Origin of the sequence: Roseateles albus (genome assembly GCF_028595345.1) — a bacterium.
GTDB classification, from domain to species: Bacteria; Pseudomonadota; Gammaproteobacteria; order Burkholderiales; family Burkholderiaceae_C; genus Paucibacter_A; species Paucibacter_A albus.
The window spans coordinates 1-12736 of the sequence record NZ_JAQQXT010000027.1 but is presented as its reverse complement, the minus strand read 5'-3'; the positions used below and the strand labels follow the sequence as shown (position 1 = coordinate 12736).

Genomic DNA, 12736 nt, shown 5'->3' with positions numbered 1-12736 from the left:
AGAAGCGGGATTATGACTGATTTTCTTCAAATCCGTCAAGTGCATCGAAATTTTCTTTTGCACTTCCTTTTTACTACCTCTGCCGCTGCCTGGGCGTGAACCTCAGCAGCGAAGCCCACGACTGTAGCACGAAGAATCAAGCTTGCAACGTCAACTCGCTGAAAAATATGCAATTACCCGTCCACGCGGTAGCTTGAAGGTCGGCTCAGTCGCGCCAAACGGTCGCACGGCCTACTGCAAAGTCCGCGCCGGCTTGTTTCTGGCGAAAGCCTGCTCCGCCTCAAGCCGGGGATCCTCACTCCCCATGATTTCTGGCATGAAGGAGGCAAGGCGCGCCGCATCGGCCCGCAACACGCGCTGTTTCACCGATGGGATTTGGGACGGGTGCATGGAAAAGCTACGCAGGCCCATCCCTAGCAGCAAGTCCGTGAACGCAGGGTCGCCGGCCATCTCGCCGCATACGCTGACCGACTTGCCGGCCGCTCGCGCCTGCCCGATCGAGCTTGCCAACAACTGCAAGACGGCGGGGTGCCAAGGATCATAAAGATGAGCGACCGCCTCGTCTGCGCGGTCAATCGCCAAGGTGTATTGAATCAGGTCGTTGGTGCCGATCGAGACGAAGTCAACATGGCGCAGCAACAAGGGGAGCATCACGGCCGCCGCAGGAATTTCAATCATGACGCCCAGATCAACATGGCTATACGCATGGCCTGCGTCATTGAGTTGCTGCTGTACCTTTTTGACGGCCTCCAGAATCTGCCTTACTTCATGCAGGTGTGCCACCATAGGGATCAGCAGCCGGACCTTGCCAAATGCACTTGCCCGGTAGATGGCGCGCAATTGCTGGCGAAACATGCTGGGTTCGGCCAGGCTCCAGCGAATTGCCCGTAAACCCATGGCCGGATTGAGCACATGCTCATGGCGCAATTCACTCGCACTCATACGGTCCAGCGGCTTGTCCGCACCCACATCGACGGTACGAATGGTCACCGGCATGCCTTGCATTGCCTCTACGGCCGCCCGGTAAGCAGCGAATTGCTCATCTTCGCCGGGCAACTCACCATCGCGGTTCATGAACAGGAATTCACTGCGGAACAAACCAACCCCGGTGGCGCCCGCCTCGATGGCGCCGAGCGCATCCAAAGGGAGCTCAATATTCGCGTGCAACTCGATACGTTCTCCATCCAGCGTTACCGCCGGCGTATGCCTCAAACGCGCTAGGCGCGCCCGCTCCAACTCGCTCTGGCGCTGCCTGAAGCGATACTCTTCAAGCATGATGGGCGACGGATTGACGATCACGGTGCCCGCATCGCCGTCAATGATGATCCAGTCATCTTGGCGAATCAGCCGCGAGGCTTCGCGCGTGCCCACCACGGCGGGAATGTCCATGCTGCGGGCAACGATGGCCGTATGCGAGGTCTTTCCCCCGATGTCGGTAATGAACCCGTGAAAGACGCTGCGCTTGAACTGCATCATGTCGGCCGGCGCAATGTCGGCCGCCACCAACAACAAGGGATCTTCTCCGGCAAAGTCGCGCTGCACAACGCTGGCCGCATCAGCCGGATTCAAACCCTGCTCGCGCGCCAAGGCACTCAAGATCCGCTCGACCACTTGCTCCAAGTCAGCCTTGCGCTCGCGCAGATAGTCGTCTTCCATCTCATCAAATTGGCGCGCCAGCACCTCAAGCTGAGCGGACAAGGCCCATTCAGCGTTGTAGTGCCGTTCAACAATCCACTGCGTGGCCGCACCAATGAGAGCCTCATCGTGCAAGAGCATCAAGTGCACATCCAGCAAGGCGGCGAGCTCTTGAGGCGTATCGCCCCGCAAGTCCTGCTTGAGCGTTTCAAACTCGCGCGCCACCACATCGCGGGCCCGATAAGCGCGCTGGATCTCGCCTTCAACCTGCGCTGAAGCAACAAAATAGTGCGCGACGTCTACGCGGCTCGACGCCACCAAGACCGCGCGGCCGATGGCCACGCCGCGCGAGACCGGGATGCCAAACACCTGAAAGCTCATGCGCCGACTTTAGCAGCCACTCGGCCCTAGTGCCTCGTCACCGAATCGTCATTCATGCGTCATGGCAGCGTCACCGCAACAACCGAGCATCCGCCTGCCAACCAACGACCTAGACGAGGCCGCTCATGAGGGATCTTCCGCTGTCCACCTTGCCCTATTCCGAACTCCACCCCGCAAGGCTGGAGCACCCGCCGTTACAGCTGCAGCAGCCAGCGCATGGAGCGACACCAAGCCGGCTGGAAGTTTGCTGGGCCAAAACAGAGCAAGAGGTGTGCGAGGCACAGCAACTGCGCTTTCGCGTATTTGCCGAAGAAATGGGCGCACGCCTGACCGTACCAAAAGGAACGCCGGCCGGTCACGACATCGACAACTTCGATGCCTTTTGTGAGCATCTCTTGGTGCGCGAGATTGACCCCAAGGACCATTCAAGCCGCGTTGTCGGCACTTACCGGGTGCTGACCCCTGCAGCAGCCAAGCGAGCCGGCGGCCTCTACAGCGAGACCGAATTCGATCTCACACGCTTGCGCAGCCTGCGGGGAAACATGGTGGAGCTGGGACGCTCCTGCATTGATCCGGCCCACCGCTCGGGTGGCGTCATCATGCTGCTATGGGGTGCATTGGCCGAGTTCATGATCAGAAACAAGCTCGACACCATGGTCGGCTGCGCCAGCATCAGCATGTGTGATGGCGGTCATTTCGCGGCCAGTCTTTGGAAGCAACTGGAGAAGACCCATTTGGCAGGGATTGAATGGCAGGTGCGGCCCCGTTTGCCCTTGCCTGTCGATGACTTGCGCCACGATCTCAAGGTCGAGGCGCCACCGCTGATCAAGGGCTATTTGCGCTGCGGTGCCCGCATACTCGGCGCGCCGGCTTGGGACCCCGACTTCAATATGGCCGATCTGCCAATGATGATGCGACTGGCCGAACTACCCGCTCGCTACCGTCGTCACTTCATCGAATAAGCCGCAGGCGGCCGCTCACTGACCCTCGCCGAACTTGTCATTCACCAAGGCGGTGATGGCGTCTTGAGCGGCCTGCTCGTCAGGCCCTTCGGTCTCAAGTTCAACCTCCGAACCCAGGCCGGCCGCCAGCATCATCACGCCCATGATGCTTTTGGCGTTGACGCGCCGGCTCTTTCGGCTCATGAAGACCTCGCACTGAAAGCTACCGGCAAGTTTGGTCAGCTTGGCCGATGCGCGGGCATGCAGGCCCAGTTTATTGCTGATGGTGAGCGTCGACTTGATCATTGAATCTCAGGTTTCCGAATTGGGGTTCACGGGAATGTCATTCAACATGATGCCGGCCGCACCGCCTTGAACGGCCCGCGCGATCAAGGACGCCAAAGGCTCGCTGATGTAGCACAGGGAGCGCCAAAGCATGGGCACATTGACACCACTGACCACGCGCACGGTTTCGCTGTGCAAACGCTGCGCGCCGTTGCAAGGCGTGGCGCCGAACACATCGGTCAGAATCAAGGCTTCTGCATGGCCGGCCGCTTGCAGCAGCGCCCGCGCAGCGCCCTCAACGTCGTCCGCCGACATATCCGGGGTCACGTCCAGCACCGTCAATTGGGCCGCGCAATGCGGGAAGGTGTGCTCCGCCACCACCTTCAAGGCTGTAGCAAGCGGGGCATGGGCGATCAAAAGCAAACCGGGCATAACCTCATTATCAACGCTGCATTTGCTTCGCGCCGCAAGCCCACCCGTCCTGGCTTGCGTACGGCGCCAAACTGCTCATGAATCAAGCTTAAGCCCAGTGATAAAACTCTCCCAGGCGACCGGATTGTCTTGCGTGCCCAACATCAGCACCTGATAGACCCGCAAGCCGCGCGAGAACACCGCCAGCCGAGCGTGCTGCTGCGTGCCCCGCAGCAACTGCTGCCCGGCCGCCGGGTTGGGCGTCATGCCCGCCACGGTCAGCGCTTCGGTCGACACCACTTCTGCATTCAATTTAGTCGTCAGCGAGCGCTGCATTTCATGCAAGGCCGGACCCACCAAGGCCGGATCTTTGAGGTCAGCCCAGGCCAGGGAGAAGGTCCACTCGTCGGCCTTGCATTCAGCCAAACCCATGGCTGCCGGTTCGGCGGCCGTGGCCGGGCGGCTGTTGACCACCGGCTTGCAAGGGAACATTGCCGTGATGCCCGCGCCGACAGGGTGAGTCTGGCGCCAATCCAGCTTGGGCGAACAAGCCGCCAGGCTCAAGGCAAGAACGAGAAGGAGGGCGCGTGAGGTCATGGCGGCATTATCCAAGGGCGGCGGCCATAGCCCTGCCCGACAATCTCACCCATGCAAAACCAAGCCGCCACCAACGAGCCCCCCAAAGAATCCTGCCAAGCGACCCTACCCCCGATGGCGCTGGGTGGCGTGCGCGTACTCGACCTGTCGCGCGTGTTGGCCGGGCCCTGGTGCACGCAAACCCTGGCCGATCTCGGCGCCGATGTGATCAAGGTGGAACGACCCGGCAGCGGCGACGACACCCGCGCCTGGGGGCCTCCTTACTTGAAAGATGAGCAGGGCCGCGACACCAGCGAGGCCGCCTACTACTTAGGCGCCAACCGCAACAAGCGCTCAATCGCCATCGACATCGCCTGCCCGGCAGGCCAAGCGCTGATCCGCGAACTTGCGGCCGGCGTCGATGTGCTGGTCGAGAACTTCAAGGTCGGAGACCTGGCCCGCTACGGCCTGGACGCGCAAAGCCTGCGCGAGCTCAATCCCGGCCTGATCGTTTGCTCCATTACCGGCTTCGGCCAGACCGGGCCATACAAAGACCGTGCCGGCTACGACTACGCCGTGCAAGGCATCGGCGGCCTGATGAGCGTCACTGGCGAACGTGACGACCTGCCCGGCGGCGGGCCGCAGAAGGTCGGTGTGGCCGTGGCCGACCTCTTCACCGGCCTCTACGCCACCGTCGCAATTCTGGCCGCCCTGCGTCACCGCGACGCGACCGGCGAGGGCCAGGTCATCGACATGGCCCTGCTCGACACGCAACTGGCCATGTTGGCCAATTTGGGCGCCAACTACCTCTGCACGGGCCAAGTGCCCACCCGCATGGGCAATGCGCACCAGAACATCGTGCCCTACCAAGCCTTTGAAGCCAGCGATGGCCATTTGATTTTGGCCATCGGCAATGACCATCAATTCGCCAAGTTCTGCGCCATCGCGGGCTTCCCGGCTTGGGCTCAAGACCCTCGCTTCAGCACGAACGCCCAACGCGTTCGGCAACGCGAGCTGCTGGTGCCCATGATCGCAGCCGCAATCAAAACCCGCCCCCGCGACGCCTGGCTCAGCGCCCTTGAAGCCGCCAAAGTACCCTGCGGCGCCATCAACAACCTCGCCGAAGCCTTCGCCGACCCGCAGGTCCAAGCGCGCGGCATTGCAAGACCCATGCCGCACCCTTTGAGCCCCGGCTTGCAGTTGGTGTCCAGCCCCATGAACTTGTCAGCTACACCGGTGAGCTACCGCCGGGCCCCGCCGCTTTTGGGTCAACACACCCACGAGCTCTTGCTTGAAGCAGGTCGAACGGAAGCCGAGATTGCGGCACTTTTGCAGGCCGGCGTGATCGCATAGGCGCAAATCACTGCGTCAAAACGTGTGAAAGTGCGCAAATCTCACGCTTATTGCAGACATATGGCAATTTCAGCGCCAACTCCCCCGGATCAGGGGATGGACGCTGAGGAGCATCGCGTTGACGATGGCGTCCGTTGCGGGAATTTGGCCCGCAAGCGCCCCTAAAAGAAAAACAGCCGCCGATCCTCAAGCCTGCCCATGTCAATCCCGCCGTCCACCTCAACCGCCTCCGCCTGCTCAGCCGCCAATGATGTGGCCGGCGAGCCAAGCCCCGTGCAGTGGACCGAAATCGTGCAACAACTGGGTGCCGAAATTGCGGGGCCTCTGAGTTCGGCCTTGGAGCGCATCCACGACCTGGTCAGCACCGGCCAGATCGACCGCCAGAGCCTGCGTGCGCTGCGCGAAAGCGTCAGCCAGGCGCGTGAGGCCGGCATGCTGGGCCAGCAACTCGCCCGCCTCGCCTCCGGCCGACTCAAACTGAGCCGCGAGCGCATGCACCTCACGCAAATCTTGCGCGGCGTGCTGGCGCAACGCAGCCGCGAAACCCAGGCGCGCGGCATCCAGGTGCGGCAAATTCTCAAGCCGGTTGAAATCATGGCGGACGGCTCGCTGCTGTTCGCGCTGCTCAACGCCTTGATGGATTGGGCCCTGGCCAGCACTCACAGCTCGATCGACCTGCGGCTGGATCTGACCCCTTGGCCAGCCAAAGCCCGACTGGTGTGCCGCTTTGCTCACCGTTCGCTGGACCTGATCGACGACCCTCGTTTCAAGGAACTGCCGCTGGCCTTGAACTCCCTGGCCTGGCGCCTGGTCGAGCAAACCGCACTGACCATGGGTGTTTTGCCACTGCGCGAGGACGAAGCCGGCATCACCGTGCTCACCCTCGAGTTCCCGCAAATCATCGGAGACGAGCCCGGCTTGATCTCGGCAAGCAGCGAGCGAGAGGCCGGTCGGGAACTCGCCCAAAGCAGCGAGCGCGTGGCCGAGTTCCAGCCGTCCAACAACTCCAAGCCACTGGCCGGCAGCCATGTGCTGATCATTTCCGCGCAGCGCGAGCTACGCGGCCAGATTCAGGCCGCCATGCAGCATATGGGGCTGATCATCGACCTGGCCGGCAGCATGGCGGAAGCGGCGCAGTTTTGCCAGGAAGGCCTGCCGCATGGCATCGTGTTCGAGAGCGCGCTGCGCGGCGACGACTTTGAGCAATTGTTTGCCGACGTGATGCGCGAAGTGCCGGACTTCTGCTTTGTCGAGGTACTCGACGAGCCCCACCTGACCCAGCTCTCCACCGCTACTGCAGACGGCCTGGCACGCATCTCGCGCTTGCACCTGAACGATGCGCTGTCCTCGGTGCTGATGTTCGAGTTGTCCAAAGGACTTTGACCCTGGCTTGCGGCGGATGACCCGCCCGCCACCCTCGGTACAAAGCCCAGGCTAAACTGCCGCCATGAAGCTGCAACGTATTTTTCTGCCCCTGCTAGTGGCGGCCTTGGCCGGCGGCGGATTCTTTGCCTATCAAAGCCTTGGCTCCCGCGAAGTAGCGCCGGCCGTCAGCTATGTGCTGCTGGACGGCGCACCGGCCGACTCCAGCCAATGGGCAGGCAAGGTCATGCTGGTCAATTTCTGGGCCACCAGTTGCACCACCTGCGTCAAAGAGATGCCGCAAATCGTTGCCACGCATGAGAAATTCAAGGCCCGGGGCTTTGACACCCTGGCCGTGGCGATGAGCTACGACCCACCGGCTTTCGTGGCCAATTTCGCCGAGAGCCGCAAGCTGCCCTTCGGCGTGGCGATCGACAACAACGGAAAAATCGCCCATCAGTTTGGCAAGATTCAGCTGACGCCAACCACGCTATTGATCAATAAGCGCGGCGAGATCGTCAAACGCTATGTCGGTGAACCGGACTTCACCGCCCTGCATGCCTTGGTCGAAAAGCTGCTGGCCGAGTCGGCCTGAGCGCAGCAGTCAATAAGCTTGTCGGCCCATGTTCGCTTGCTACCTACACCGTGCCGTCTCGATAGCTGTTTGCCTGGCGTTCAGCGCCGGGCTACACGCGCAGACCCCGGCCGAGTTCTCGGCCACCTCAGCCACCACATCATTTAACAACGACAAAAAGACGCTGGTGCTCGCGGGCGAAGATGACTGGTCGCCGTACAGCGCCGCCGAGAAGCCCGGCGCCGACACCGACAGCAGCCCGGTCGGTTTCAGTGTTGACCTGGTGCGCGCCGCTCTTGCAAGCCAAGGCATACAGGTAAAGATCATCAACGTGCCGTTTGCGCGCTGCATGCTTTACGCCAAATCCGGTCAGGTCGCGGGCTGCTTCAACGCCACCATCACCGATGACAACCGCGCCGACTATGTCTGGCACCAGCCGGCCATGTTCGAGGAGGAGTTGTCGATCTTTGCCCGCGCTGACGCCGATGTGCCCGAACTCCGGTTGGCCGACCTGCGCGGCAAACGCGTGGCTTACACCAACGGCTACACCTACCCCAGCGAATTCATGCACGACAGCCGGATTCTGAAATCGGTGGCTGTCTCCGATGCCGCCTTGATACGCATGCTGCTGGCCAAGCGGGTCGACTACATCTTGCTCAATCGCACGCCCGGCGGCATGCGCATCAACAACACCCCCGAGTTCAAGGGCCGCGCCAAGCGAGTGGGCCTGCTCTCAATGGATGGCTTCTGGGTGGCTTTTTCCAAGCAACACCCGCAGGGCGAGAGCCTGGCCCAAGCCTTCAGCGCCGGGTTGGCGCAGATGCGGCGCGACGGCAGCTATCAGCGCCTGCAAGATGAATTTCGCAAACGGGTGCACTACCGCTGATCGAAGGGCGGGCCGACACTTGATTCAATCATTCGATTTAATCCTTAGCTCTAGCGAACCCCCAAAGGCTCTTCATGATTCTCGAGATCGCCGAAATTCAAATTCCGCCGGGCCAGCAGGCCGCCTTTGAAGCCGCCATTGCGCATGGCATCAAGACCGTGATCGCACAGGCCCAGGGCTTTATGAGCGCGCGCGTCCAACATGGGCTGGAGTCTCCCGAGCGCTATATCTTGCAGATCGAATGGGCCAGCCTTGAGGACCATACCGTGCATTTTCGCGGTGGCCCCTTGTTCCCAGCTTGGCGCGCCATCGTCGGCCCCTTCTTTGCACAGCCGCCCAGGGTGGAGCATTTCGAACGCATCATTTAAGCGGATGCGGTGAAGGGCCAGCTAAGCGCTTGTCTCAGGTCAAGCCGGAAGCCATAACGCTTGGCTAGACTGCGGTTGATCTCAGCCCCGCTGGGGCAAAAAAGCGACACCATGGACAAGCATTACCTGACCCCACTGTTTACCCCCGAGTCGATTGTTGTTTTTGCCGGCTCGCCGGACAGCAGCGAGGGGCAAAGCGCCCATGCCCTGGCGCTGCATCAAGCGCTGCAAGCCCAACGCTTCAGTGGCAGCTTGCGCTTCCTGGATATCCAGAGCACCGGCACCTTGGCCGACTTGGCGCAGGCGCGGGCCGATCTGGCCATCATCGCGCTGCCGCCGCAAGACATCGCTGCCGCGCTGGAGGTGGCCGGGCGCATCACCTGCCGCGCCGCGCTGGTGATCTCCAGCGGCGTCAGCACCGAACAGGCCGCCATGCTGAAGAAAATCGCCCGGCGTGAAGGCATGCTGCTGCTCGGCCCCAACAGCCTGGGCTTTCAACGCCCGGGCCTGCAGCTCAATGCCAGCGCCACCGGGCCGCTGGCACAGGCCGGCTCCTTGGCCTTGGTCTCGCAGTCAGGTGCTCTGACGGCTTCGATGCTGGACTGGGCGCGCAGCAACGCGGTGGGCTTTTCGTCGGTGGTCTCCTTGGGCCCCAACACCGGCGTCGATATTGCCCAGGTCTTGGACTTCCTCGCCAATGACGCGCAGACGCAAAGCATCATCGTCTACCTCGAAGGCATAGGCAATGCGCGGCGCTTTATGAGCGCGCTGCGCTCGGCCGCTAACGCCAAGCCTGTGGTGATCCTGAAGGCCGGACGCAAGCCCGCCGGCAACGCCGCCGCACAAACCCACAGTGGCACCATCGTCGGCAGCGACGATGTTTTCGATTCGGCCCTGCGGCGTGCCGGTGCCGTCCGGGTGCGCTCGTTTGTCGAGTTATTCTCTGCCGCCAAATGTCTGGCCTCGCGCTACCGTCCGGTCGGCAAGCGCCTGGCCATCGTCACCAACGGCGGCGGCCCCGGCGTGCTGGCGGCCGATTGGATCAACGAGATCGGCCTTGAGCTGGGCCGGCTGGGGCCGGATTCGGTCACCGCGCTCAAGCCCTTGTTGCCCGAGCTGGCCAGCCTGTGCGACCTGATCGACCTGTCAGAAGACGCTGAGGGTCAGCACTACCAGGCGGCGATCGAAGCGGCCGGGCGCGACAAGCAGGTCGACGGCGTGCTGGCCATTTATTCACCCAAGCTGGGCGCTGACACCACCGCCGTCGCTCGTGCGCTGGCAGAGATGAAGCGCAGCTTGAGCAAACCGCTGCTGGCCTGCTGGATGGGCGACGCGTCGGTGGGCACGGCCCGCAGCACCCTCAGCGAGGCTTCGATTCCGAGCTTTCGCACGCCCGAGGCAGCGGTCGGGGCCTTCGGCAATATTTCGTCCTTCTACCAAAACCAATTGCTTTTGCAGCAAACACCGGCCCCGCTGTCCACCCTGACCAAACCCGATATCGAAGCGGCAAGGCTGGTGATCGAGGGCGTCTTGTCCGAACGCCGCAAGGTGCTGACCGAGATCGAGTCGAAAACGCTGTTGTCGGCCTTTCAGATCCCAGTCACACACACGATTCTGGCGCGCTCGGCCAACGAGGCCATGATGATTGCCACCCAGCTGGGCTATCCCGTGGCGCTGAAGATCGACTCACCCGATATTTCGCACAAGTCCGATGTGCAGGGCGTGGTGCTCAATTTGCAGCATGGCGCCGCCGTCAAGGACGGCTATACCGAAATGATGGAGCGCGTCGCGCGCCTAGCACCGCAGGCCCGCATCAACGGCGTCACCGTGCAGAAAATGGCGGCTGCCAAACGCGGCCGCGAGATCTATATCGGCCTGGTCACCGATGACCCCTTTGGCCCGGTGGTGGTGTTTGGCGCCGGCGGCACCATGATCGAGTTACTCAACGACCGGGCGATGGAGCTGCCGCCGCTGAATCGCTACTTGGCACGCCGCCTGATCGACCGCTCGCGCGTGGCCGAAACCCTGGGTGACTGGCGCGGCGCCAACGCCGTCGATATGGACGCTCTGGAGCAGCTGCTGCTGCGCGTGTCGGAGATGGTGTGCGAGTTGCCGCAGCTGCGCGAGATGGACATCAACCCCATCATCGTGGACGAGTTTGGCGCCGTCGCGGTGGATGCCCGCATCGTCATCGACAGCGCTTCACTGGCGATCGGCCCCGGTTCGCAGCAATACGCCCATCTGGCCATCCTGCCCTACCCGGCGCGGCATGCGCAGGTCTGGCCTATGCGCGGCGGCGGCGAATACACGCTGCGCCCGATTCGCCCGGACGACGCGCAGATGTTGCAGCAGCTGGTGCACAGCTTGTCGGCCGAGAGTCGCTATTTCCGCTTTGTCTCTTCGATGACGGAGTTGCCGCCGGCCATGCTGGCGCGTTTCAGCTTGATCGACTATGACCGGGAGATGGCACTGGTAGCGGTGTCCAAGCAACGAAGCCTCGACGCTAACGGCGAAACCGTAGAGACCGAGCGCATCATCGGTGTCTCACGCTACATCACCAACCCCGACCAATCGAGCTGCGAGTTTTCGCTGGTGGTGGCCGATGACTTCAGCGGCAAGGGCCTGGGTTCACGCCTGATGGAAAGCATCATGGACGTGGCGCGCGAAAAAGGCTTGAGCGAGATCGAGGGCCTGGTGCTGGCCAAGAACCCCGGCATGCTCAAACTGATGAAAAGCCTGGGCTTCACCATCAAGCCCTATGCCGAGGACCCCGACTTCAAATGGGTGACCCACGCCTTGTAGAGCAAGCTAGCTGAGCGCCTCGCCCAAGCCCGGCGCCACCAAGGGCAGCACTATCTCGAATTGCGTGCCTTGGCCAAGCGTGCTGCTGACCGTGATGCTGCCACCAAGCAGATTGCGCACGATGTTGTAGCTGATGTGAAGGCCCAGGCCACTGCCGCCCTGGCCCAGGCGGGTAGTGAAAAACGGCTCGAAAATCTTGTCGAGATGCTCGGCCGCGATGCCATGGCCATCGTCCTCAAAGCACAGCAAAACTTGCTGCGCTTCCAGCACCCGGGCACTCAGCCGCATATGGCCGCCTTGCCGGCCAGCAAAGCCATGCAGGCCGGCGTTGATGACCAAGTTACTGAGCACCTGACCCAAGGGGCCGGGGTAGCTGTCGAGGGCCACATCCTCGGCGACATCGACGACCAGCTCATGGCCCGCCCGCTGCAGCAGGTGCGCCAGGGTCAAAGACACCTCTTCGCAGGTCTGGCGCAAATTGAAGACGCGGCGGCGCTCGGAGGTCTGGTCGACCGCTAACTGCTTAAAGCCATTGACCAAGGCCGCGGCCTTTTCCAGATTGCGCATCAACAAGCCACTGGCATCCTGTGTGTTGCGGCAAAACTGCTCCAGCTGCGATTTGCGCAGCTGGCCTTGGCTGACCAGCGTCAAAAACTCCTCGCTGCCCTCGTGCAAGGTGCTGGCCACCATCAGGCTGTTGCCAATCGGGGTGTTGAGCTCGTGGGCCACGCCGGCCACCAAGGACCCCAGCGCCGCCAACTTCTCACGTTCGATCAAGTCACGCTGCATCTGGCGCAGCTCCATCAAGGCCGCGTGGGTCTCTTGCTGGGCCGATTCGGTCAAGGCGTAGGCGGCCGCATTATCCAGGGCGATGGCCGCATAGGCGCACAAAGCCTTGAAGATAAAGCGCTCCCGGTCGCCATAGGCATGCTGGCGGTTGGACTGAATGGAGATCACGCCCAACAGCCTGTCGCCCGCCAACAAGGGGCCAAACAAGAGGCTGAGCGTCTCCAAAGTGCCCGGAATCAGGCGCGGCCCGGGGCCTGTCCGAATTTCTGTGTGTGAGGCTCAATGAACCTTCACTGATTTCGTGAAGCTGGCTGAGTATCTTACGGGCTCGATTTCGTGAACCGATCTTCGTAGAGGATCGCGAACTGGTTCA

At 62.1% G+C, this 12736-nt stretch carries 12 protein-coding genes; 7 read left to right on the top strand and 5 right to left on the bottom strand.

Annotation, left to right across the window (positions count from 1 at the left end; genetic code table 11):
* Nucleotides 1-231: 231 nt before the first annotated feature.
* On the bottom strand, nucleotides 232-2016 hold the full coding sequence (gene ptsP, locus PRZ03_RS23535; RefSeq protein WP_273602534.1) for a phosphoenolpyruvate--protein phosphotransferase: 1785 nt from the start codon (nucleotides 2014-2016) through the stop codon (nucleotides 232-234).
* Between the two features lie 125 nt (nucleotides 2017-2141).
* Here ptsP and PRZ03_RS23530 point away from each other — a divergent pair, with 125 nt between their 5' ends.
* Entirely contained in the window at nucleotides 2142-2978 is an 837-nt protein-coding gene (locus PRZ03_RS23530; RefSeq protein ID WP_273602533.1) for a GNAT family N-acetyltransferase, read from the top strand.
* A gap of 15 nt (nucleotides 2979-2993) precedes the next feature.
* On the opposite strand, the gene PRZ03_RS23525 is transcribed toward PRZ03_RS23530, so the two are convergent.
* The 3 genes from PRZ03_RS23525 to PRZ03_RS23515 all read right to left on the bottom strand — a co-directional run bounded on the left by PRZ03_RS23525 (nucleotide 2994) and on the right by PRZ03_RS23515 (nucleotide 4250).
* Nucleotides 2994-3263: an HPr family phosphocarrier protein gene (locus tag PRZ03_RS23525; RefSeq protein WP_263534784.1), complete on the bottom strand. Its 270-nt coding sequence runs from the start codon at nucleotides 3261-3263 to the stop codon at nucleotides 2994-2996.
* A 6-nt stretch (nucleotides 3264-3269) separates the two neighbouring features.
* Nucleotides 3270-3674 (bottom strand): PTS sugar transporter subunit IIA, encoded by a 405-nt coding sequence (locus PRZ03_RS23520; protein ID WP_263534785.1) that lies wholly within the window; start codon nucleotides 3672-3674, stop codon nucleotides 3270-3272.
* 75 nt (nucleotides 3675-3749) lie between these two features.
* Nucleotides 3750-4250 (bottom strand): hypothetical protein, encoded by a 501-nt coding sequence (locus PRZ03_RS23515; protein ID WP_273602532.1) that lies wholly within the window; start codon nucleotides 4248-4250, stop codon nucleotides 3750-3752.
* 114 nt (nucleotides 4251-4364) lie between these two features.
* Between PRZ03_RS23515 and PRZ03_RS23510 the strand changes: the two genes are divergently transcribed.
* The 6 genes from PRZ03_RS23510 (at nucleotide 4365) to PRZ03_RS23485 (ending at nucleotide 11574) form a co-directional block, all read left to right on the top strand.
* Nucleotides 4365-5582, top strand: coding sequence for a CaiB/BaiF CoA transferase family protein (locus tag PRZ03_RS23510; protein WP_273602535.1), 1218 nt, complete (start codon nucleotides 4365-4367; stop codon nucleotides 5580-5582).
* A gap of 198 nt (nucleotides 5583-5780) precedes the next feature.
* Nucleotides 5781-6965: a sensor histidine kinase family protein gene (locus PRZ03_RS23505; protein WP_273602531.1), complete on the top strand. Its 1185-nt coding sequence runs from the start codon at nucleotides 5781-5783 to the stop codon at nucleotides 6963-6965.
* Nucleotides 6966-7029: 64 nt separating this feature from the next.
* Nucleotides 7030-7539 carry a TlpA family protein disulfide reductase gene (locus tag PRZ03_RS23500; protein WP_263534788.1) on the top strand — a complete coding sequence of 170 codons (510 nt, stop codon included), beginning with the start codon at nucleotides 7030-7032 and terminating at the stop codon, nucleotides 7537-7539.
* A 28-nt stretch (nucleotides 7540-7567) separates the two neighbouring features.
* Nucleotides 7568-8404, top strand: a complete 837-nt coding sequence (locus PRZ03_RS23495) for a substrate-binding periplasmic protein (RefSeq protein WP_273602530.1) — start codon at nucleotides 7568-7570, stop codon at nucleotides 8402-8404.
* Nucleotides 8405-8478: 74 nt separating this feature from the next.
* The gene (locus PRZ03_RS23490; protein ID WP_273602529.1) at nucleotides 8479-8772 is read left to right on the top strand and encodes an antibiotic biosynthesis monooxygenase family protein; all 294 of its coding nucleotides are present in this window, start codon (nucleotides 8479-8481) and stop codon (nucleotides 8770-8772) included.
* Nucleotides 8773-8883: 111 nt separating this feature from the next.
* Nucleotides 8884-11574 (top strand): bifunctional acetate--CoA ligase family protein/GNAT family N-acetyltransferase, encoded by a 2691-nt coding sequence (locus PRZ03_RS23485; protein WP_263534791.1) that lies wholly within the window; start codon nucleotides 8884-8886, stop codon nucleotides 11572-11574.
* A gap of 6 nt (nucleotides 11575-11580) precedes the next feature.
* Here PRZ03_RS23485 and PRZ03_RS23480 read toward each other — a convergent pair whose 3' ends face one another.
* Complete coding sequence (locus PRZ03_RS23480; RefSeq protein ID WP_273602528.1) at nucleotides 11581-12588, bottom strand: sensor histidine kinase; 1008 nt, start codon at nucleotides 12586-12588, stop codon at nucleotides 11581-11583.
* Nucleotides 12589-12736: the final 148 nt, after the last annotated feature.

Bases quoted from the DNA above. Each gene is read 5' to 3' on its own strand.
- PRZ03_RS23495 (WP_273602530.1), top strand. From the start codon at position 7,568: ATGTTCGCTTGCTACCTACACCGTGCCGTCTCGATAGCTGTTTGCCTG.
- PRZ03_RS23485 (WP_263534791.1), top strand. From the start codon at position 8,884: ATGGACAAGCATTACCTGACCCCACTGTTTACCCCCGAGTCGATTGTT.
- PRZ03_RS23520 (WP_263534785.1), bottom strand. From the start codon at position 3,674: ATGCCCGGTTTGCTTTTGATCGCCCATGCCCCGCTTGCTACAGCCTTG.
- PRZ03_RS23525 (WP_263534784.1), bottom strand. From the start codon at position 3,263: ATGATCAAGTCGACGCTCACCATCAGCAATAAACTGGGCCTGCATGCC.
- PRZ03_RS23515 (WP_273602532.1), bottom strand. From the start codon at position 4,250: ATGACCTCACGCGCCCTCCTTCTCGTTCTTGCCTTGAGCCTGGCGGCT.
- PRZ03_RS23530 (WP_273602533.1), top strand. From the start codon at position 2,142: ATGAGGGATCTTCCGCTGTCCACCTTGCCCTATTCCGAACTCCACCCC.
- PRZ03_RS23490 (WP_273602529.1), top strand. From the start codon at position 8,479: ATGATTCTCGAGATCGCCGAAATTCAAATTCCGCCGGGCCAGCAGGCC.
- PRZ03_RS23505 (WP_273602531.1), top strand. From the start codon at position 5,781: ATGTCAATCCCGCCGTCCACCTCAACCGCCTCCGCCTGCTCAGCCGCC.
- PRZ03_RS23500 (WP_263534788.1), top strand. From the start codon at position 7,030: ATGAAGCTGCAACGTATTTTTCTGCCCCTGCTAGTGGCGGCCTTGGCC.
- PRZ03_RS23510 (WP_273602535.1), top strand. From the start codon at position 4,365: ATGGCGCTGGGTGGCGTGCGCGTACTCGACCTGTCGCGCGTGTTGGCC.
- ptsP (WP_273602534.1), bottom strand. From the start codon at position 2,016: ATGAGCTTTCAGGTGTTTGGCATCCCGGTCTCGCGCGGCGTGGCCATC.